Source organism: Streptococcus oralis (genome assembly GCF_023109195.1).
GTDB lineage: Bacteria > Bacillota > Bacilli > Lactobacillales > Streptococcaceae > Streptococcus > Streptococcus oralis_BV.
Map to the genome: position 1 here is coordinate 1,442,337 of NZ_JALDUB010000001.1, position 18,617 is coordinate 1,460,953.

16 protein-coding genes and 1 pseudogene are annotated in these 18,617 nt (G+C 43.0%); 3 read left to right on the forward strand and 14 right to left on the reverse strand.

What is annotated here, in order from left to right:
• Positions 1–40: 40 nt before the first annotated feature.
• The 10 genes and pseudogenes from nt5e to M1F65_RS06945 form a co-directional block, all read right to left on the reverse strand.
• Positions 41–2,092: a cell surface ecto-5'-nucleotidase Nt5e gene (gene nt5e, locus M1F65_RS06900; protein WP_049477597.1), complete on the reverse strand. Its 2,052-nt coding sequence runs from the start codon at positions 2,090–2,092 to the stop codon at positions 41–43.
• Between the two features lie 142 nt (positions 2,093–2,234).
• Complete coding sequence (gene dltD, locus M1F65_RS06905; RefSeq protein WP_000919836.1) at positions 2,235–3,503, reverse strand: D-alanyl-lipoteichoic acid biosynthesis protein DltD; 1,269 nt, start codon at positions 3,501–3,503, stop codon at positions 2,235–2,237.
• Positions 3,496–3,735 (reverse strand): D-alanine--poly(phosphoribitol) ligase subunit DltC, encoded by a 240-nt coding sequence (gene dltC, locus M1F65_RS06910; RefSeq protein WP_000351972.1) that lies wholly within the window; start codon positions 3,733–3,735, stop codon positions 3,496–3,498. The genes dltD and dltC overlap by 8 nt, the downstream gene beginning before the upstream one ends.
• Positions 3,736–3,748: 13 nt before the next feature.
• Positions 3,749–4,993, reverse strand: coding sequence for a D-alanyl-lipoteichoic acid biosynthesis protein DltB (dltB, locus tag M1F65_RS06915; protein ID WP_247925672.1), 1,245 nt, complete (start codon positions 4,991–4,993; stop codon positions 3,749–3,751).
• The gene (gene dltA, locus M1F65_RS06920) at positions 4,990–6,540 is read right to left on the reverse strand and encodes a D-alanine--poly(phosphoribitol) ligase subunit DltA (RefSeq protein WP_002880946.1); all 1,551 of its coding nucleotides are present in this window, start codon (positions 6,538–6,540) and stop codon (positions 4,990–4,992) included. The genes dltB and dltA overlap by 4 nt, the downstream gene beginning before the upstream one ends.
• A 20-nt stretch (positions 6,541–6,560) precedes the next feature.
• Positions 6,561–6,692 carry a teichoic acid D-Ala incorporation-associated protein DltX gene (locus M1F65_RS06925; protein WP_008276434.1) on the reverse strand — a complete coding sequence of 44 codons (132 nt, stop codon included), beginning with the start codon at positions 6,690–6,692 and terminating at the stop codon, positions 6,561–6,563.
• A 224-nt stretch (positions 6,693–6,916) separates the two neighbouring features.
• Positions 6,917–7,621, reverse strand: coding sequence for an MIP/aquaporin family protein (locus M1F65_RS06930; protein ID WP_247925673.1), 705 nt, complete (start codon positions 7,619–7,621; stop codon positions 6,917–6,919).
• Between the two features lie 69 nt (positions 7,622–7,690).
• Positions 7,691–9,517, reverse strand: coding sequence for a type 1 glycerol-3-phosphate oxidase (glpO, locus tag M1F65_RS06935; protein ID WP_247925674.1), 1,827 nt, complete (start codon positions 9,515–9,517; stop codon positions 7,691–7,693).
• A gap of 41 nt (positions 9,518–9,558) precedes the next feature.
• Positions 9,559–11,068, reverse strand: a pseudogene (gene glpK / locus M1F65_RS06940) (glycerol kinase GlpK).
• Positions 11,069–11,224: 156 nt separating this feature from the next.
• Positions 11,225–12,652 (reverse strand): AcpB/EbpR/MafR family transcriptional regulator, encoded by a 1,428-nt coding sequence (locus M1F65_RS06945; RefSeq protein ID WP_216732483.1) that lies wholly within the window; start codon positions 12,650–12,652, stop codon positions 11,225–11,227.
• A gap of 164 nt (positions 12,653–12,816) precedes the next feature.
• Here M1F65_RS06945 and hslO point away from each other — a divergent pair, with 164 nt between their 5' ends.
• Both hslO and dusB read left to right on the forward strand, forming a co-directional pair.
• Entirely contained in the window at positions 12,817–13,689 is an 873-nt protein-coding gene (gene hslO / locus M1F65_RS06950; protein WP_125397991.1) for an Hsp33 family molecular chaperone HslO, read from the forward strand.
• On the forward strand, positions 13,676–14,656 hold the full coding sequence (gene dusB / locus M1F65_RS06955) for a tRNA dihydrouridine synthase DusB (protein WP_000183316.1): 981 nt from the start codon (positions 13,676–13,678) through the stop codon (positions 14,654–14,656). The genes hslO and dusB overlap by 14 nt, the downstream gene beginning before the upstream one ends.
• 66 nt (positions 14,657–14,722) lie before the next feature.
• Here dusB and M1F65_RS06960 read toward each other — a convergent pair whose 3' ends face one another.
• Entirely contained in the window at positions 14,723–15,406 is a 684-nt protein-coding gene (locus M1F65_RS06960; protein ID WP_216732481.1) for a hypothetical protein, read from the reverse strand.
• Positions 15,407–15,671: 265 nt separating this feature from the next.
• Here M1F65_RS06960 and M1F65_RS06965 point away from each other — a divergent pair, with 265 nt between their 5' ends.
• Positions 15,672–15,902 carry a hypothetical protein gene (locus M1F65_RS06965; RefSeq protein ID WP_216732480.1) on the forward strand — a complete coding sequence of 77 codons (231 nt, stop codon included), beginning with the start codon at positions 15,672–15,674 and terminating at the stop codon, positions 15,900–15,902.
• Between the two features lie 69 nt (positions 15,903–15,971).
• Here M1F65_RS06965 and M1F65_RS06970 read toward each other — a convergent pair whose 3' ends face one another.
• From M1F65_RS06970 to M1F65_RS06980, 3 genes are read right to left on the reverse strand one after another with little or no spacing between them, the layout of a single operon-like run.
• Positions 15,972–16,745, reverse strand: a complete 774-nt coding sequence (locus tag M1F65_RS06970) for an NUDIX domain-containing protein (RefSeq protein ID WP_216732479.1) — start codon at positions 16,743–16,745, stop codon at positions 15,972–15,974.
• 1 nt (position 16,746) lies between these two features.
• Entirely contained in the window at positions 16,747–17,526 is a 780-nt protein-coding gene (gene pnuC / locus M1F65_RS06975; RefSeq protein ID WP_000860156.1) for a nicotinamide riboside transporter PnuC, read from the reverse strand.
• 9 nt (positions 17,527–17,535) lie between these two features.
• Positions 17,536–18,594: an AAA family ATPase gene (locus M1F65_RS06980; protein WP_216732477.1), complete on the reverse strand. Its 1,059-nt coding sequence runs from the start codon at positions 18,592–18,594 to the stop codon at positions 17,536–17,538.
• Between the last annotated feature and the right edge of the window lie 23 nt (positions 18,595–18,617).

Below are 18,617 nucleotides of genomic sequence, written 5' to 3' on the forward strand. Positions count from 1 at the left end.
AAAAACGTTTCCCTAGACTCTTCTAGATGTAAAATTTAATCTATTTTTGCTTTGGTTTTCGACTCGATAAGATACCTGCCAAACCAGCTACCATTCCCATCAAGAGCAAGAAGATGGACTGTTCACTTCCTGTATTTGGAAGAGCTTTTTCTGAGACAACTGCCTTCTTGCTAAATTGCCCCGCCACCTCATAAGTCAATGGCACATTTGTAGTCGCATCGTTAGCAGCTGCATTCGTTTGAGGCGTTTCTACCGGCAGACTAAAGGTTGTAGAATCCACAGAAATCGTCCGTGAGTTCGGATTGATCTTTTCATACTGGGTCAAATCAGCTGTTTTAAGATACTCTTCAAAGGCTGCATCCATAGAAGGACCTTCTTCTCGCGCACCACCTAACATCGTGTAGCCATCACCACCCGCAGCTAGGAAATCATTGGTTGCAAGATAGTAAGTTTTTGCGAGGTCCAGGAGATCATAACGACCAGTCGCACGGTTTTTAACCTGGATAGCCAAGACACGTTTGCCTGATGGGAGGTTGGTATCATAGTAGACCTTCACACCTGAAACTTGCAAGAAGCCACCACTTGGTTCTAGCAATGGTTGTCCGTTCTCATCCAAGACCTTCTTGCCATCCTTATCGACCTGCAAGATAGATCCGAGTGATTTTTCAAACATATCCAAAACTTGTTGCCCCGTCACTTGGATTTGTGAGATAGTATTCCCAAATGGAAGAACGGCAATGACATTTCCTTTAGTGATCGGTTTGCCTTTTGCAATGGTTTCACGCAAACCACCACCATTTGTCACAGCGATGTCTGTCGGATGGCTAAATCCTGTTTGACCATATTGATAGAGAGAGTCTGCCACGACGTTTCCGAGGTTGGTTTCACGAACCCGAACATTTTCACGATCACCGTTTAGTTCTACAGGGCTGTTTGAAACGACTTCAACAGCATTTTCAGCATCGTATTTTTGTTTAATGTCTTTGACTAGTTTTTCAACTGTTGGATTGGCTGGTAATTTTTTAGCATCAGCAGCCGGAATCTGAGTTGGATTACCCAAAAGCTGACGTGATTTGTAGATAACCTTCCCAACATTATGAAGGTAGCTTCCTGTTTGGTTATAGGTAACATTGTCGCCATAAGTTGTGGAAGCTACCGTATGAGAATGCCCATCAATAACTGTCACACGTTTGCCTTTAAGACGAGGATTTTTAGAGAGAGCTTCTGCCAAAGTTGAACCACGCCATTCGACTGGAGTTGTGGTATCTACACCGAGGTGAGCAAGCACAACATAGTGTTTGTAGTCCTTACCTTCTGCACGAGCCTTGGCTTGGACTTCTTCGATAACCTTATTCACCTCGGAGATTGGATCTGTAAAGGTTACCCCTTTGACATTTTTAGGGTGAGTTTTGGTAGCTGTTTCAGGTGTTGTCACGCCGATTACAACAAACTCATCACCTTCCACAGTCTTATCTTTATCAACGATTGTAGAAGCTTCAAAAAGACGAGCTCCATTGACATAAGTATTTGAGCTAAGTAATGGGAATTTCAAGATTTCCTTGTATTTCTTAGCTTCGTCCAAACCAAAGTCAAACTCATGGTTTCCTACTGCCATGGCATCATACTGCATCTTATTAAGAATTTCAGCACGCGCTTCACCCTTCGTAGAGTTGGAAATCGGTAAACCTTGGAAAGCATCTCCCGCATCAACAACTAGAGTATTTTGATTTGATTTCGCACGTTCCTGCTCGATGACAGTCGCTAATTTAGCATCTCCAATAACTCCCTTTTCCTCTACGATACGACCGTGGACATCATTGGTGTGCAAGATAACGGTGTCCTTTTCTTCGCTTTTAGGAGATTCAACAGGAGCTGACGGAGCTTCTGCAGGTGCAACTGCTTCTGAAGTTGCCGAAGTTTCCGGTACCGCAGGGCTCTCAACAGGAGCTGGAGTCGCCGACGTAGCAGGAGTCACTACGACAGCTGAACTTTCTGCAGGAGTTGTTGCTTCTTCAGCATAGACTTGTCCAGCTAAGAAGGCTGGAGCTAACAGGGCTGTCGACAAGACAGGTAACAAAGAACGTTTGTTCATTTTAAAATCCCTTTCTTTTCTTTTTCTCTTTTATATTATACGCTATTTCTAAAAATTTTGAAACTTTTGACCTATTTTCATCTTAAATATTCGCCATTTAAACAAAAAAGCTTGGGTTTAAATCCCAAACTTTTAGCTTATTTTATTGGAAATCTTTGATATTCCCATCATAGGTCGCCCAGTCCTTGCTAAAGAAGCGGTCATTCATCTTGTAGTCTGGAGCTGGTTTCGGATCCGTCAAGAAAGGATTGACAACCTTATCAAAAGCCAGCCAACCTAACCATCCTAGATGAATGGTATCCTTAACAAAATAAGGGTCCCCTCCATTTTTTGAAAAATCAGCAATATTGGTAAAACCCTGACTTTCTAATTGGTAACGAATTTTCTCCACTGCATGCTGGTACATCTCTTCGCTGAGCCCTGTGTACTCCATCCACTTCTTGTTAACCGGCTGAATGACAAAGAGCACATTGACATTCGACTTAGCAAATTGATTGAGGACCAGCTGCAAATCATTATATTCAGAGGACTTGAGGAAGTTGTAATTTTTTTGATATCCTTCCCATTTTTTTAAATCCTTTTGAATCTCTCTCGTATAGAAATGATTTTCCATCCCCATATCGTTATTGGTCGTATTTGCTTCTGCGTCCTTACGAACAATTTTTTCTAACTCCTCATAAGAAAATTGATCCGGAAGATCTTTTAAATAGTTCTCCACGTGTTCCTTGTACTTGAGTTGTCCTCGAATGGAGAATTGTCCAAAGAGAGCGGATTGTTTTTCGTTGAATCGCGCAAAAAGATCAATAGCAACCTGATCAACATCTGATAATTCTTCACCCTTTGACAGTTTTTGAACAATGCCTTTTAATGCAACATTAGGATTCTGCTTTAACAATCGAATAGCCGCATGCTTTGCAGCAATGTCACCAGATTGATTTCCCAAAAAAGCTGTCAATTGGTCACTGTTAAAAAATCTCTGAAACGCTGCGGGTTCATAATCTGTCTCCGTAAACCACTGAGGCGAAATCACAAATACAGCCTGCTTATTCTCTATTTCTGGCAAAATTTGCTGTAGGCCAAAATATTGATTGAGAGAGGCTGCTCCTGCTTGACCTAGAAAGTAAGGACGATAGGGACGATGGTATTTTTCCGCTAAAACAGCTGGATGGACACTATCAAATCGAATCCATTCACTGGACCCTAGAAAAGGAATAAAACGCATATTTGGATCCGTAAGAGCCCTTACTTTTTGGCTTCTCTCTTTAAAACTCTCTGCACTAACAGAAGCCGCCGAATATTTCTCCTCCGTCAGATTATGGCTTGTTGTACCTGGATAAAAAAAGATGAGTAGAAGAACCAAAAATCCAGCAATGAAGATAGGCCCGAAGATCAGCCACAAGCGTTTAAGCATTCTTCAACTCCGTAATACCTTCTACGATTTTATTAGCCGTATTCCAGTCATCACGACCGAACTCCGTCACTGGAACACGAATGTCAAAACGGTTTTCAATCTCCACAATCAATTCAACCGTTCCCATGCTATCCAAGACACCGGCATCAAAAAGATCTTCATCCATCATGTCAGAAACATCTTCCATAAACAACTCATCAATAATTTCAATAACTTCTGATTTGATATCCATTTTTTACATCCTTTTATTTTTTAAACCATAAATCATTCAAAAATCCAGAAAAGATTAAGAATGAAACCATCACGACATGGAAGGTGACAACCATGCCAAGCAACTGAATCCAGCGATTCTCAGGTAAGGAACCCTTTCCAGCTTTTTTCCGTTCTTTATTGAGCGCTTTTTTCTTACGAACCCAAGCGTCATTGATGACTAGCCCAATCCCATGGAAAAGTCCGTAGACGATATAATACCAGGTCACACCGTGCCAAAATCCCATAATCAGCATATTTACAATATAGGCTACACTTGAGGTCACATTGCGATTTTTAAAGACCTTCTTTCTGGTCAACACCATGACCATTCGCATAAAGACAAAATCACGGAACCAGAAAGACAGACTCATGTGCCAGCGATTCCAAAACTCTTTTAAATCCCTTGACAAAAAGGGCTTGTTAAAGTTGATAGGACTATGAATCCCCATCAAGTTTGAAATGGCTAAGGCAAACATAGAGTAGCCCGCAAAGTCAAAGAAGAGCTCCAGACCAAAGGTGTACATGACCGCTAAAGCGTAGAGGTTAAAGAAACCACCTGTCTGCAAGGCCAAATTTTTCAGCGGAGGCAATAATGTCTCTCCTAAAATGTGAGCCAAGATAAACTTGTAGAGGAAGCCAAGCATGATATATTTGACAGCCTCTTCTAGCATATCCATCAGCTCATCCCGCTCAGGAATGGTCTCGTAATTTTCATTGAAACGTTTAAAACGATCAATGGGACCACTTGAGAAAGTCGGCATAAAAAGAAGAAAACGCAAGAATTGCCAAATCGTTAAATCCTTGATGACACCGTCTCTCAACTCGACGATAACCCCAACTGCACGAAAGGTTAAGTAAGAAATCCCTAAAAATCCAAACAAAGATTGAGGTCCATGAATAGCAGGAGATACTTTCACAAAGACGATTGGCAATAGGGATAGAAAGCTAACCAGGTAAAATATCCATTTACTATCCCCTTGTTTCCTGTACCTTTTGTAGAAAGATACAAGCAGTACTTGCCAGATAACGTAAAGGATCAAAGCGTTTATTTGATTCGTCTTTCCACCGACCAACATGGTGAGGATAAAGAAGAGACTAACAAACACCTCGTACAAGGCAAAACGTTTCTTGAAAAAAAGACCAATAAAGATAGGTAAAGTCGCAGCAATTACGTATAAAAAGTACTGAAGATCACCATAAGGTTCCAAATGAGGTAGCTGTTTATAAAGCTCCATCATTGGCTGTTTACCTCATTGATCAAGCCCTTGATGTCAATTTTACCATTAGGCGTTAGTGGTAAACTATCTCGATAAAGAAACTTAGACGGCATCATATAGGACATCATGATATCTGCTAGGTCTTCCTTGATAGCCTTGGTAATATCGATATCACGCTCAAACTGCTGACGGACACCGTCTTTTAGGATGACATAGGCCAGTAGATTTTGTACCTTGTGGTCCTTGTTATAACGTGGGACAGCAACAGCCGACTCGATAAAGCGAGACTTGTTGAGGTTTTGAGAGACATCTTCCAGCTCAATGCGATAACCATTAAACTTAATCTGGAAATCCATGCGTCCACCATAGAGAAGCAATCCCTCATCTGTCATGGTTCCTACATCCCCTGTGTGGTAGGCTGGAAGACCTTCGAACTCAAAGAAAGCTTCTGCCGTTTTTTCAGGATTATTCATATAGCCTTTTGAAACAGCTGGCCCTGAAACAATGATTTCTCCTTGCTCACCATTTGGAACTTTCTTACCTTCCTCATCAATGATAAAGGTCGGAGAATCGGCCTTGGTATAGCCGATTGGCAGGCGTTTGAGAGTCGTCAACATCTCATCAGTGACGGCAACTGCTGACAAAGCTACTGTCGCTTCTGTTGGACCATAGGCATTGATAATACGAGCATCTGGGAATCGCTCGCGCAGTTTTTGAGCAGTTTTGACCGTCAATTCTTCACCATCAAAGTAGAAATGCGTGATGCCAGGCATTTTCTCGCTGTTAAAGTCTTCTGACAACATGGCCATATCTGCAAAAGAAGGCGTTGAGGTCCAGATAGCGATTGGCAATGCAAAGATGATCGCAAAGAGTTGCTTAAAGTCCTGAGTAATGGCTGAAGGAAGAGCGAAAAGCGTGCCACCCAGTGCCAAGGTTGGCGCCCAATACATGACAGATAGGTCAAAAGAATAAGGGGGCTGAGCCAGCATTTGCGGACGACTTGGCGTCGCAAATTCCTTATCTGTAATCATCCAGTTGGTAAAGCTGAGGAGATTATCATGGGAGATCTGCACTCCCTTAGGCTTACCAGTCGTACCAGAAGTAAAGATGATGTAGTAGTTGTCATCTCCCTTGACTGGATGGGTCATCTCGTAGCTGGAAGCTTGAGCAAAAGCTTCATGGACTTGCTTTAAATTCAGCATCGGTGTGCTAGTTTGCTCTAATGGAAAATCTGAGATAGTAATAATCAAGCTTGGCTTTGCAACTTCTACGATAGCAGAAACTCTTTCCAAGGCCGAATGGCTATCAATTGGGATATAGGCATGACCTGACTTAGTTAGCGCTACAAAGGTAGCCAACATCTCATATTCCTGACCACCAAAAACGACGACTGGAGATTTCTCAGGCAAGCCTAGTTGGTCGATAGCTGCAGCTAAACTATCTGAATCAGCCTTCAGATCACCATAAGTATGCTCTTGACCTAAAACATTGTAGACAGGATATGTTGGTTGCGTTTGAGCAAAGTGCTCAATCGTTTCAATCATATCTTTTATCGGTTTATTAGACACTGTTCCTCTTCTCCTTTAAACTAGAACTCATTATAAATAAAGGTGCCTTGGCTCTGACCAAGGTAACTAAAAAAATAAAGCAAACCAAGTAAGATTACAAAATATAGAGCCGTCCGGCCTAAGAATACATGTAAATTTCGTTGTTTTTTCATAAGCTATCCATTAATATATTATTTCTATTAGCTATCAGTATGTATTGTTAGCATCTTATCTTCCTAACATTTTACCACTTTATCAACCTTTTTTTCAACTGTTTACCATAACTTAAAAATTGGTTTTAGCTTATTTTAAGATAAGTTAAAATATTAATGTTTTGCCCATCAAAAAAGAGCCTGAGATTTTCATCTCAAACTCTGTTGCCAATCACTCTTTTATCTTAGAAAAGTGAAAATACGAGAACTGCTAGGGCCGCACCAACAATAGGTCCTACAACAGGAATCCAAGCATAAGACCAGTCCCCGTCTCCCTTGTTTGGAATTGGCAAGATGCTGTGCATGATACGAGGACCGAGGTCACGAGCTGGGTTCAAGGCACAACCAGTTGTCCCACCTAGTGAAAGAACGATACCGACAATCAAGGTTCCCACTGCAAAGGTTCCTAGCCCTGCTTGAAGGTCATAGAGACCCAAAGCAAAGATTGTCAATACCAAGACAAAAGTCCCAAGGATTTCACTAATCAAGTTTGACACAGTATCTTTGATAGCTGGTCCAGTGCTGAAAGTTGCTAGAATATTTCCTGCATTTTCTTCCGCCTCATAGTGTGGTTTGAATTGCAACCAAACCAAAATCTGAGCCACCATCGCTCCTGCGAATTGGGCTAGAATATAAGGGAAAACAGAACCCCAAGAGAGCGTTCCTTTTAAGGCCATCGCAAATGTCACAGCTGGATTTAAGTGGGCTGGGCTGAGCGTGCCAGATACAAAGGCCGCAACGGCTACAGCAATTCCCCATCCCATCGTGATGACGATCCACCCTGAATTGTTACTCTTGGTTTTGGGAAGAACCACACCTGCTACAACACCATTTCCTAGGAGGATAAGGATTAAAGTCCCCAAAAATTCTCCAAATAATTCTTTCATCATATCGTTGTCTCCATTTTAAAGAAGGAGAGGGAAGGCAAGGAAGGCTTGTTCCCTCACTTCTAGTTTTTCTTAATTTTTCAATGCCGCTAGATCGTTGTTAGCAAGGGCTGCTTCAACATCCGCACGGTAGGCTGCCTTTTCTTCTTCTGACCAATCATAGAATCGTCCCATTTCATCCAGAACTGGCTCCACAATGCTATCCAAACTATCACGCATAAAGAGCATGTGGTTGGTACGGCGAAGGAGGAAGTCAACTGGGCTCAGAGCCAACTCATTGCGCATTGCATAGTGAAGGGACAAGGTATCTGCCAAGCTGAGTCCTGGCGCTTGTTCCAAGCTGTGAGCAAGGGCAAAGACTTTCGGAGCATTTGAACCGTAAAGATTTGCGAGATACTGGGCTTCCTTGCTATCCAAACCACGTGACACTCCAAGTTGAGCAAAGGCTTCGATTTCTGAGTCCACATTTGCTGGGTTCAATTCTCCACCTGAAACAGGATAAGTCTTAGAGTTGATCAGTTTAAAGCTACGGTCAAATTCGGCTTTGAGGATGTCAACCACGCGCTCCATAGCTCCTTCAGCCATCTTACGGTAGTCTGTGATTTTACCACCAGCAAGGGTTAAAAGACCATTATCATCACGATCCAAGCTCGAACCACGAGAAACTGCAGATGGATCCAAATGTTTCTCAGATGTGCTGCTTTCAAGCTTGCTGACAGCAGATTCAACATCTTCACGCGTTTTTTCTTTCGATAGATATGCCTCGACAGTCGCAATCAAGCTATTGAAGCTTTCATCGCTAATGGTTCCGTTATTTCCACCATTGTAGTCAGAAGCGCTATTGCCTGCGATCAATGGACGAAGACCAGCCCAGCTGCTTTCAATATCAGCAACGGTAATGTTTGCTTCTGGGAAGCGGTTGTTGACAATACCTAGTAGATAATCTACATCTTCCTGCGTCACTTTTGGATGTTCCAAATCGCCTGTGTAGTCTGTATCGGTTGTACCAAAGTAGGTCTTGTTTTCACGTGGGAGAACGAAGACCATACGACCATCTCCCAAACCTGTGTCAAAGTAAACTGGCTGTGAAACCTTGATCTTGCTTGAGTCCACTACCAAGTGCACTCCCTTAGTTGGACGCATTTGTGAGAATTGGGTTCCCTTATTGGACAAATTACGTACCTTGTCGCTCCAAGGACCTGTTGTGTTAATCACCAGACGAGCCTTAATTTCAAAGACTTGGTCTGTCAACAAATCACGAGCTACAACACCTGTAATCTTGCCACTTTCGTCAAAGAGGAAGCCTTCTGCCTTAACATGGTTGGCAATGAGAGCACCGTCTTGGTTGGCACGTTTAATGTTTTCAATCACGAGACGCGCATCGTTATTACGGAAGTCAAGGTAAACCCCACCTCCTACCAAGCCTTCTTTCTTCAAGTTTGGCTGGCGTTCCAAGAGTTCTTCCTTGCTCAAGACCTTGTTAGCGGCTGGCGTGTTGTTAACACCTGCCAAAAGGTCGTACAAGTCCATGGCTACTTTGAGACGGAAGAGGCTAAAGGTCGCTCCATCCTCATCGTAAACTGGCAAGAGCATTGGATCTGGTTTTGGAATGTGTGGAGCGATTTGTTGAACCACTGCACGCTCAGAAACTGTATCTGAGACTACTTCTACATCGAATTGCTTAAGGTAACGCAGACCTCCGTGGACCAATTTTGTTGAACGGCTAGATGTTCCTTCTGCGAAGTCCTGCATTTCAATCAAACCAGTGTCAAGACCACTAGCTGCCGCCTGCAAGGCTACACCAGCTCCTGTAATCCCCCCACCAATAATCAAGAGATCCAAGGTGCGTTCCTGCATTTTTTTAATTGATAATTCACGTGTTTTCTTTGAAAATTCCATATTTACACACTTTCTAACTGAGTCGCTTTATTCTTCCAGTATTAGTCATCGATTTCCGCAAAGACTTGAGTTGCTTTCACAGCCTTCTTCCAGCCCTTATAAAGTTGTTCCTTGCGCGATTCGTTCATGGATGGCTCAAAGAGTTCTCCTGTCTCGTTCAAGAGTTTCAACTCATCCAAATCCTTCCAGTAACCCACTGCCAAACCAGCTAGGAAAGCCGCACCTAGGGCAGTTGTTTCTAAGTTTTTAGCGCGGGCAATATCGATTCCCAAAATGTCAGCCTGAAACTGCATGAGGAAGTTGTTCATGGCTGCACCGCCGTCGACTTTGAGGACTTGAATAGCAGTCTGAGCATCCACTTGCATGGTGTCGATGATGTCACGTACTTGATAAGCGATAGATTGCAAAGTTGCCTTGATAAAGTCTTCTTTGCTTGTTCCACGAGTTAAGCCAAAGACCGAACCACGAGCATTTTGGTTCCAGTATGGAGCCCCTAGACCTGTAAAGGCAGGTACGACATAAACTTCGTCATTGTTATGAGAATTGAGAGCATATTTTTTCAGACTCTGGTGAATTTTCAACCATGCGAAGTCCATCACGAAGCCACTGAATGGCACTTCCTGCGATAAAGATAGAACCTTCCAAGGCATAGTAAACCTTGCCGTTGATTCCGTAACCAATCGTTGTCAAAAGGTTGTTTTCAGACAACTGCATCTCTTCACCAGTGTTCATAATGATGAAAGAACCTGTTCCATAAGTATTCTTGACCATCCCTGGTTCAAAGGCCAACTGTCCAAAGAGTGCTGCCTGTTGGTCCCCAGCCATACCTGAAATTGGCACTTCCCCACCGTAGAAATGGAATGGAGCAGTCTTGCCGTAGATTTCAGAGTTAGAACGAACTTCTGGAAGCATAGCCTTCGGAATGTTGAGGATTTCTAAAATCTCATCATCCCATTTAAGATCCTTGATGTTATAGAGCATGGTACGGGCTGCATTTGAGTAGTCGGTCACATGAGCTGCACCGTCAGTCAATTTCCAAACCAACCAAGTATCGATAGTACCAAAGAGCAATTCTCCTTTTTCTGCTCGCTCTTGAGCGCCTTCTACATGGTCCAAAATCCAACGAACCTTGGTAGCAGAGAAGTAAGCATCGATAATCAAACCAGTCTTTTCATGGAATTTTTCCACATAACCTTGGCTTTTTAGTTGTTCAGCCAGAGGAGCAGTTTGACGTGATTGCCAAACGATAGCATTGTAGATAGGGAGCCCTGTTTTCTTATCCCAGACGACAGTTGTTTCACGCTGGTTGGTAATCCCGATGGCTTCGATTTGACTTGGTTTCACACCACTTTCGATGAAAGCACCCGCGATAACTGACTGAACAGAGTTCCAAATTTCATTGGCATTGTGCTCAACCCAACCTGCTTGAGGAAAAATCTGAGTGAATTCTTTTTGACTAGAGCTGACCTTTTCTCCTTTTTTGTTAAAAATGATGGCACGAGAACTGGTTGTTCCTTGGTCAATAGCCATGATGTATTTTTCTTGTGACATGTGCTGTCCTCCTGATAAAATCTTGAGGGGGTTCCTCTTTACAGTAACTAGTATACAAAATAAAGCGCTTTCTTGTTCATCAATTTTTTTTAAATTTTAAAAAAATGTGAGGAGATTGTGCGAATTTCACAAAAAAGACCTGAAAACTCAGGTCTTTTAGGCAAAGAGCATCTGACGAATCTTTGCCAAATCCTCCATATCCAAGTCGTTTTTTAAATAATAGATCGGAGTCTGTTCTTTCTTATGAATAGGGTTGTTGGTAATCAACAAATCATAATGTCGACTGGGATCATAGGCTTCAATAGTAATGAAACGATTGTATTCCAAATACCGTTTCAAAAGGGCAGCCATCCTAGAAAAGACAAGGAAACCAGATGTCAAATCCAAACCAATCCTCATATGCTGACCACCATTTTCTGCCATATACTCTATCAACTGGAGCCATTCCCAGAGAATTTTCTTATCCAAATCCGTCCCCTGTTGAAAGGTAGGCAAAATATGAAAAATTCTCTCTGCAGTTCCTCTAAAATCATGTTCCATCAGCAAATAGGGATGGCGATTCTCTGTCTGGTATCTGTACTGATCTTGCAAGATATAGCCCTTGTATAGATAAATTTGACCACAAAGCTGGCTGAGTTCATAGGTGACATGGTCCTCTGTATAGTCCCCCAGCAACTCCTCCTTCTTCATCTCTTGAATCAATTGCGTCAGCAAGTCGGCTAATTGCCCTCCAAAACCAAGGATATACTCCATAGTATGAAGGGGTAAGATACGATGGGAAAGGAGAAATGAAAAGAATACCATCATCTCACCATCCTCAGTTCCTAGAGGAAGGTGTTGCCCAGCAAAAAAGGACGGAGCCTTTCTCAGCAAACGAAGGTAGAAAATATTGTCAAAATACCCTCGCATTTTTTCTTCTATGACTTGAAACTGACAGGCATTGACCCGAAGACGCTGTTGACTGATGTGAGCCCAGAGAACCAAGTCCAATTTCTGACCTGAAGACAAGCTAGCACCGCAGATTTCTTCTAGGGAAGCAATATCCTGCTTTCTCTCAGCTTTCTGCATGTGACCTTCCCACTCCTGACTGGACCAAACCTTGCGGAAAAGACAGAAATAGAAATAGCGAATCTGATGCTCCGGACCTCGCCAACGGCCATTTTGGATGGATAAGTCAAACTCTGACAAAATCTGATTTAGACCAGCTAAGTGGCGACCAAGCGTGGCCTCGCTAATCATCAATTCTTGAGCCAACTGATGAGCTAGAAACTGTTGGTGATAGAGAAGGTAAACCAAAATTTGGTATTTAATGGCATTGTCTAGAAACAAGCTCCGAATCTCTCTCCCCTTTGTGGCAGTACCGACAGACAAACGCAGATTTTCATCTTCCAAGTGGATGGTCAGCTCTAGCCCTCTTTCCGAGGCATTTTCGTTAATCAGAGAAATGTACTTGGTTAAGGTCGCCTTTGAAAAACCTGTTTCTTCCATAGCTTTCTTGACTGTTGTCTGCGAATCTTGTAATAGAAAGGAAAGGACTAAAAATTGACCAGATTCTGCTTTTTCCATCAAATCACCTAAATACATTTGTTACCCCTTTCATTTTCTCCTACAAGCATAGCATAAATCTTTCAAATGCTGAAATAATCTGTTTCTCATTTTATTTTAAGGTTGATTTCCTCGTCATTATTCCACAGAAACAGCAAACACACGGCTCCCCCTTTGGGCATTTTTATGCTAAAATAGTAGCTATGGATAAAATTATTAAAACTATATCAGAAAGCGGAGCCTTTCGTGCTTTTGTCCTTGATAGCACTGAAACCGTCCGCACTGCTCAAGAAAAACATCAAACTCAAGCCAGTTCAACTGTTGCACTTGGCCGTACCCTTATCGCTAGCCAAATTCTCGCAGCCAATGAAAAAGGAAATACCAAACTAACTGTTAAAGTTCTTGGAACCAGCTCTCTTGGTGCCATCATCACGGTCGCAGATACCAAGGGAAACGTCAAAGGCTACGTTCAAAATCCAGGTGTTGACATCAAAAAGACTGCAACGGGTGAAGTCCTTGTTGGACCTTTTGTTGGAAACGGTCAATTCCTCGTTATCACAGACTATGGCACTGGAAATCCTTACAACTCCATGACTCCTCTCATTTCTGGGGAAATCGGTGAAGACTTGGCCTATTACCTTACTGAAAGCCAACAAACCCCTTCAGCAGTCGGCCTCAATGTTCTTTTGGACAAAGACGACAAGGTCAAAGTTGCCGGAGGTTTCCTTCTCCAAGTATTGCCAGGAGCCAAGGAAGAAGAGATTGCTCGCTTTGAGAAACGCATCCAAGAAATGCCAGCTATCTCAACACTTCTGGAAAGCGATGACCATATCGAAGCCCTCCTCAAGGCTATCTACGGTGACGAATCCTACAAACGCCTATCTGAAGAAGAAATCCGTTTCCAATGTGACTGCAGCAAAGATCGTTTTATGAACGCTCTTGCCAGCCTTCCAAGCTCAGACCTTGAAGAAATGAAAGAGGAAGACCACGGGGCAGAAATCACTTGTCAATTCTGCCAAACAACTTATAACTTTGATGAAAACGACCTGGAGGAACTCATTCGTGACAAATCTTAATACACCCTTTATGATTGGCAATGTTGAGATTCCCAATCGTACCGTTTTAGCACCCATGGCTGGTGTCACCAACTCAGCCTTTCGTACCATCGCAAAAGAGCTCGGAGCTGGACTCGTTGTCATGGAAATGGTCTCTGACAAGGGAATCCAATACAACAACGAAAAGACTCTACACATGCTTCATATCGATGAAGGAGAGAACCCTGTTTCTATCCAACTCTTTGGTAGCGATGAAGATAGCCTCGCACGCGCAGCAGAATTCATCCAAGAAAACACCAAGACTGATATCGTCGATATCAACATGGGTTGCCCAGTTAACAAAATCGTGAAGAATGAAGCTGGCGCTATGTGGCTCAAGGACCCAGACAAGATCTACTCTATCATCAACAAGGTCCAATCTGTCCTTGATATCCCCCTCACTGTCAAAATGCGTACTGGCTGGTCTGATCCATCCCTAGCCGTGGAGAATGCCCTCGCTGCTGAGGCTGCAGGTGTCTCTGCCCTCGCTATGCATGGCCGTACCCGCGAACAAATGTACACAGGTCACGCAGACCTCGAGACCCTTCACAAGGTTGCTCAAGCTCTGACCAAGATTCCATTTATCGCAAATGGTGATATCCGTACGGTCCAAGAAGCCAAACAGCGTATCGAAGAAGTCGGGGCTGACGCTGTCATGATTGGTCGCGCAGCCATGGGAAACCCCTACCTCTTCAACCAAATCAACCACTACTTTGAAACTGGAGAAATTCTCCCTGATTTGACTTTTGAAGACAAGATGAAAATCGCCTACGAACATTTGAAACGCTTGATTAACCTCAAAGGGGAAAACGTAGCCGTTCGTGAATTCCGCGGCCTCGCTCCTCACTACCTCCGAGGAACATCTGGCGCTGCCAAACTTCGTGGAGCCATTTCACAAGCTAACACCCTAGCAGAGATTGAAGCCCTCTTGCAATTAGACAAAGCATAATACACAAAAAACCGTAACTCGCTTGGAGTTTACGGTTTTTTAGATCCTAGGAAAACCTAGGTACTATTATTGAATCAAGGCAACGCTCGAAACTTTACCATCCGTACCTGTTGTAATTTGGATGATTTTTCCTCCACCGATTTTGGCATTATACTTGCCATCATCAAGTGTGTAAGAGTAGCCTCTGATAGAATAGTTTTCTTTCTTTCCATCTGCAGTTTCTACTGTAAATTGGCCCCCTGATGAAACCGTAATAGTTTCGCCATTTGCTCCCTTCCAGTTGCCTGCAGCTGCTGAGAAATCACCATCGACCATGGTTAAAACACCCTTGTAGCGTTTGTTGTGTTCTGCTTGCTTGTCTTGAAGTTTGCGGTCAGTTGTTGGGTCATAGCCTGACTGGTTAGACTGGGCTTGAGAACCTTGCTGAGTTGAAGGTGCCTGAGATGGAGCTTGTTGACTAGGAGCTACTTGTTCTTGTCTTGATTCAGGTGCAGGTTTCGCTTGTGACTGATCTGCCGTTGTAGAAGACTGACCAGAAGATGCCTGAGCCTTTTCAGATGAAGCTGAGCTTGAAGATTTTTGAGTCTTACTTTCTTTGCTAGAAGAAGCTGCTTTAGAACTTGATGACTGACTTGTTTTTGCAGAGCTACTGGTTTGAGTGGATTCGTTTTTATTTCCACAAGCTCCCAGTAGCAAAGTAGAAGCCAATACAGTCGCTGCCATCAATTTGATATAGGTTTTCTTTTTCATTTTTCTACTCCTTTGTAACATTTTTGAAATGTTAAGAAATCTTTTTGTAATATAATTGTAACATTGGGCTTTGAATCTGTCAACTATTTAGAGAAACTATTTTAAAAAAATTTCTCTCTACTATTTCTATTCGTAATTGAAACAAAAAAATAGAAAATTTTTAAAATTAGAGTCCTATTTTTTGCATACCCCTATGTAATCGCTTGTATTGCATTAGACAAAGGAATATAATAACATTGAAATAGAATATAGGAGGTGCACTCTTATGCTAAATAAGTATTACAAGTATCTTCCTTGGTTGATTTTGGGAGCTATTGGCTCTTATCAATCAGCCACTTACTATGCGCGAACTGCATTTGATGTCTTCTATCTGACTGCAATCTTTTTGATTGTTTATATCGCTTTGTTATTTTTGCACGAGAACTATCTCAAGTATCGATATAAAGACTTCTTTACTCACATGTTGAGTAATCCTAAGAAAGATAGGCATACCTAAAAGCAATCGCAACAGCAAAACCATCTCATGATGGTACATAAAGAGGTCGGGACAAAGTTCCCGACCTCTTTATTTCAATCGATAGGTTTTTCTTGGTTTCTTTTTAGGAACTCGTTTGAGTCCAACTTCTTCTACGTATTCACCGTATTTTACGAGAAAGTTATTGCTAACGATGGGGCGACCAGGGTTGATGAGATTGACCAGTTCAGTCCCCTCGTAGACAGTGAACGCCTCCTCCAGCAGATAGAGGAAGGTCGGATTCCAGTCGAGACGGCCTTGGATTCGTTTGATGGATTCTTGGATAATGGCATAATGGTCAAAGGCGAAGGCTCTCTCGTCCAGCTCCACTCCATCTAGGTAGCATTTGCCTGTCTGAAAATCGACATCTACAAAAACCACATCCTTGGCATCGTCACCTGCCTGAACGAGGTCTAAGGCACGACTAGGTAGGTACACTAAGTGGGCAATGGTCACTGTCCAGCCCCGTGGATCACGACCGGGGGTCGATACCGTCATCAATTGCTCGATTTTCTCCAAAGGTAGATCGAGATTGACTTCTTCTCTCACCTCACGCTGGCAGGCATGTGCAGCATCTTCTCCCTTATCCATAAAGCCTCCAACCAGAGCCAAACAGTTTTGATAAGGGTGGGCCTTGCGACGGATTAGTAAGAGCTTGATCTTTCCTTCGACAAAGCAGTAAGCCACCATATCTACTGTCACACTTGGTTTTTCATATTGAGGGAGTTCCTGCTTGTAGTACCAGTCTAAAAACTCCTCCTGACTGGCATGGATTTCATAATATTCTTTTTCCGTCATCCCGGCTGGAATCATCGTATCTGCCATCTTATGCCTCCTTTCGAACTGCCTTGGTCCATTGGTACCAACCCACTAGACTGTTGAGTGTGTAAACCCAGTACATCCCTTGAATGTGGATATTTTCACCCCACCAGAGATAAATACTAAAGAGATTGGTTGCAATCCAGAAAATCCATTGCTCACGGTAGAGACGTGTCATCAAGAGCTGTCCAACACCATTGGTCGCATCAGTAACACTATCACGGAAAGGGCGAGCGCTATTGATACTTTGGTAAGCCAAGCCCATACCAATCCAGATAATGGCAGTCAAGGCCAAGTACTTGAGCCAGTCAAGAACAGATAATTTCTTAGCTTCAAAGTGGGATTCTTCTGGTTTTCCTTGGTCATTGATACGGTTGGACAGCCAAGCATAGAGACCAATCGGCTGCATGACAAAGAAGTAAACGGTCGTCAAGACTTCGCCATAAAAAGTCGCATTCATGGCCAAGATCAAGTAGATTGCCGAGTTAATAGCCCCAAAGAGATAATTGCTTGCACGCCCTTCTGCTACCAAGATAACACAGACAATCCCAGTCCAGGATGCAAACAAGCTCAACCAGTCATGACTTTCCGTATTTTGTGTAAACTCCAAGATCAAGGGAACACTTGACAGAGCGATGAGGTATAACCACTGGACAAGGCTACGGCCGACAAAGAGATCTTTCCAGAGCAGGCGCATGATCCCTGCAAAACCGATCTTGCGGGCTTCAGCATGGACATTGTTAAAGTTTTCGATAAATTGTGTGATTTTTTTAGTTACTGTTTTCATAATTTTCTCCTAATCTGCTTGGTAAATGGCATCGATAGCCACTTTTGCTGCTTCATAATTGCCTAGATAATCCTCCGCTAGATAAACTAGTGGAATGGTCGTTAAGTATCTCTCCCTCATCTGATCCAAATGCTGGGAAAAACTGTAGCGAATGTGGTCCTCTGCCATGGTCATATCTCTAAATCCGTCATTGACATAGGAGCCAACAGGCTGCACAAAGAGAATCAAGTCCCATTTTTCCTTAGCCAAGATTGAAACAAAGAGATTGTCAAAGGTTTCTCCTGATAAGTCCCCTTGATCCTCAGTCTCCATATAATAGTCATAGTAGCCCTTGGTTACCAAGGAGTTGGTATCGGCTATCACTAGACCTCGATTGGCATTGCTGTCGATTAACTTGGAGGTCTGGTCATACTGTCCCAACAGGAGATAGTAGTAATCCTTTGGAGTCAATTCATCGTCGCGGACATTGTTTTTGATCTGGTACTCACGCGCGTACTCCAGACTAACGGGTGCATCGTAATACCTTGCCAAATCCTTGGCCAGAGTGGTCTTCCCATTACTGGCACTTCCCATGATCAAGACTTTCTTGGTAAACTGACGACGGAAGGGTTGAGCGATGTATTTCCAATATTTGCTTGGATTTTCTCGAATCATAGTCGCTGAGATACCAAACTTTCTTTCTTGCAAGACAGTGCCAAATCCACGTTTAGCTAGCTCCTGCTGGTATTCTTCTTCTCCCACAAAGAAAGTCAGTTCTTGCTGGGTTTCATCATAGGAAATCTCCGCTAACATCTGGTCCAACCACTCCTGCCAGCCCATAGGGTAACGGGGAAGGTTGGTCTCATCCAGCTTGCAGACAGAGGTCAATTCGTCATCACGAAAAGCCTCTCGGATATAGCGAAATCGTTTTTGAAGACTTAAACCTACCTGCTCCCCTCGGTCTCCCTCGTAGCCTGAAACGACTACCCAGACCTGGTCACACTGACGCTTCGCTCGCTGGATCAGATCGATATGCCCTTGATGGAGAGGGGCAAAGGTCCCAAATACCACTGCTGTTTTCTTTTTCATAAATGTTTTACCTTTTTATAATT

What these genes read in the sequence shown, in the direction of transcription:
- nt5e (WP_049477597.1), bottom strand. Translation starts at nt 2,092, where the DNA reads ATGAACAAACGTTCTTTGTTACCTGTCTTGTCGACAGCCCTGTTAGCT.
- dltD (WP_000919836.1), bottom strand. Translation starts at nt 3,503, where the DNA reads ATGCTTAAACGCTTGTGGCTGATCTTCGGGCCTATCTTCATTGCTGGA.
- dltC (WP_000351972.1), bottom strand. Translation starts at nt 3,735, where the DNA reads ATGGATATCAAATCAGAAGTTATTGAAATTATTGATGAGTTGTTTATG.
- dltB (WP_247925672.1), bottom strand. Translation starts at nt 4,993, where the DNA reads ATGATGGAGCTTTATAAACAGCTACCTCATTTGGAACCTTATGGTGAT.
- M1F65_RS06925 (WP_008276434.1), bottom strand. Translation starts at nt 6,692, where the DNA reads ATGAAAAAACAACGAAATTTACATGTATTCTTAGGCCGGACGGCTCTA.
- M1F65_RS06930 (WP_247925673.1), bottom strand. Translation starts at nt 7,621, where the DNA reads ATGATGAAAGAATTATTTGGAGAATTTTTGGGGACTTTAATCCTTATC.
- glpO (WP_247925674.1), bottom strand. Translation starts at nt 9,517, where the DNA reads ATGGAATTTTCAAAGAAAACACGTGAATTATCAATTAAAAAAATGCAG.
- M1F65_RS06945 (WP_216732483.1), bottom strand. Translation starts at nt 12,652, where the DNA reads ATGTATTTAGGTGATTTGATGGAAAAAGCAGAATCTGGTCAATTTTTA.
- hslO (WP_125397991.1), top strand. Translation starts at nt 12,817, where the DNA reads ATGGATAAAATTATTAAAACTATATCAGAAAGCGGAGCCTTTCGTGCT.
- M1F65_RS06960 (WP_216732481.1), bottom strand. Translation starts at nt 15,406, where the DNA reads ATGAAAAAGAAAACCTATATCAAATTGATGGCAGCGACTGTATTGGCT.
- M1F65_RS06965 (WP_216732480.1), top strand. Translation starts at nt 15,672, where the DNA reads ATGCTAAATAAGTATTACAAGTATCTTCCTTGGTTGATTTTGGGAGCT.
- M1F65_RS06970 (WP_216732479.1), bottom strand. Translation starts at nt 16,745, where the DNA reads ATGGCAGATACGATGATTCCAGCCGGGATGACGGAAAAAGAATATTAT.
- pnuC (WP_000860156.1), bottom strand. Translation starts at nt 17,526, where the DNA reads ATGAAAACAGTAACTAAAAAAATCACACAATTTATCGAAAACTTTAAC.
- M1F65_RS06980 (WP_216732477.1), bottom strand. Translation starts at nt 18,594, where the DNA reads ATGAAAAAGAAAACAGCAGTGGTATTTGGGACCTTTGCCCCTCTCCAT.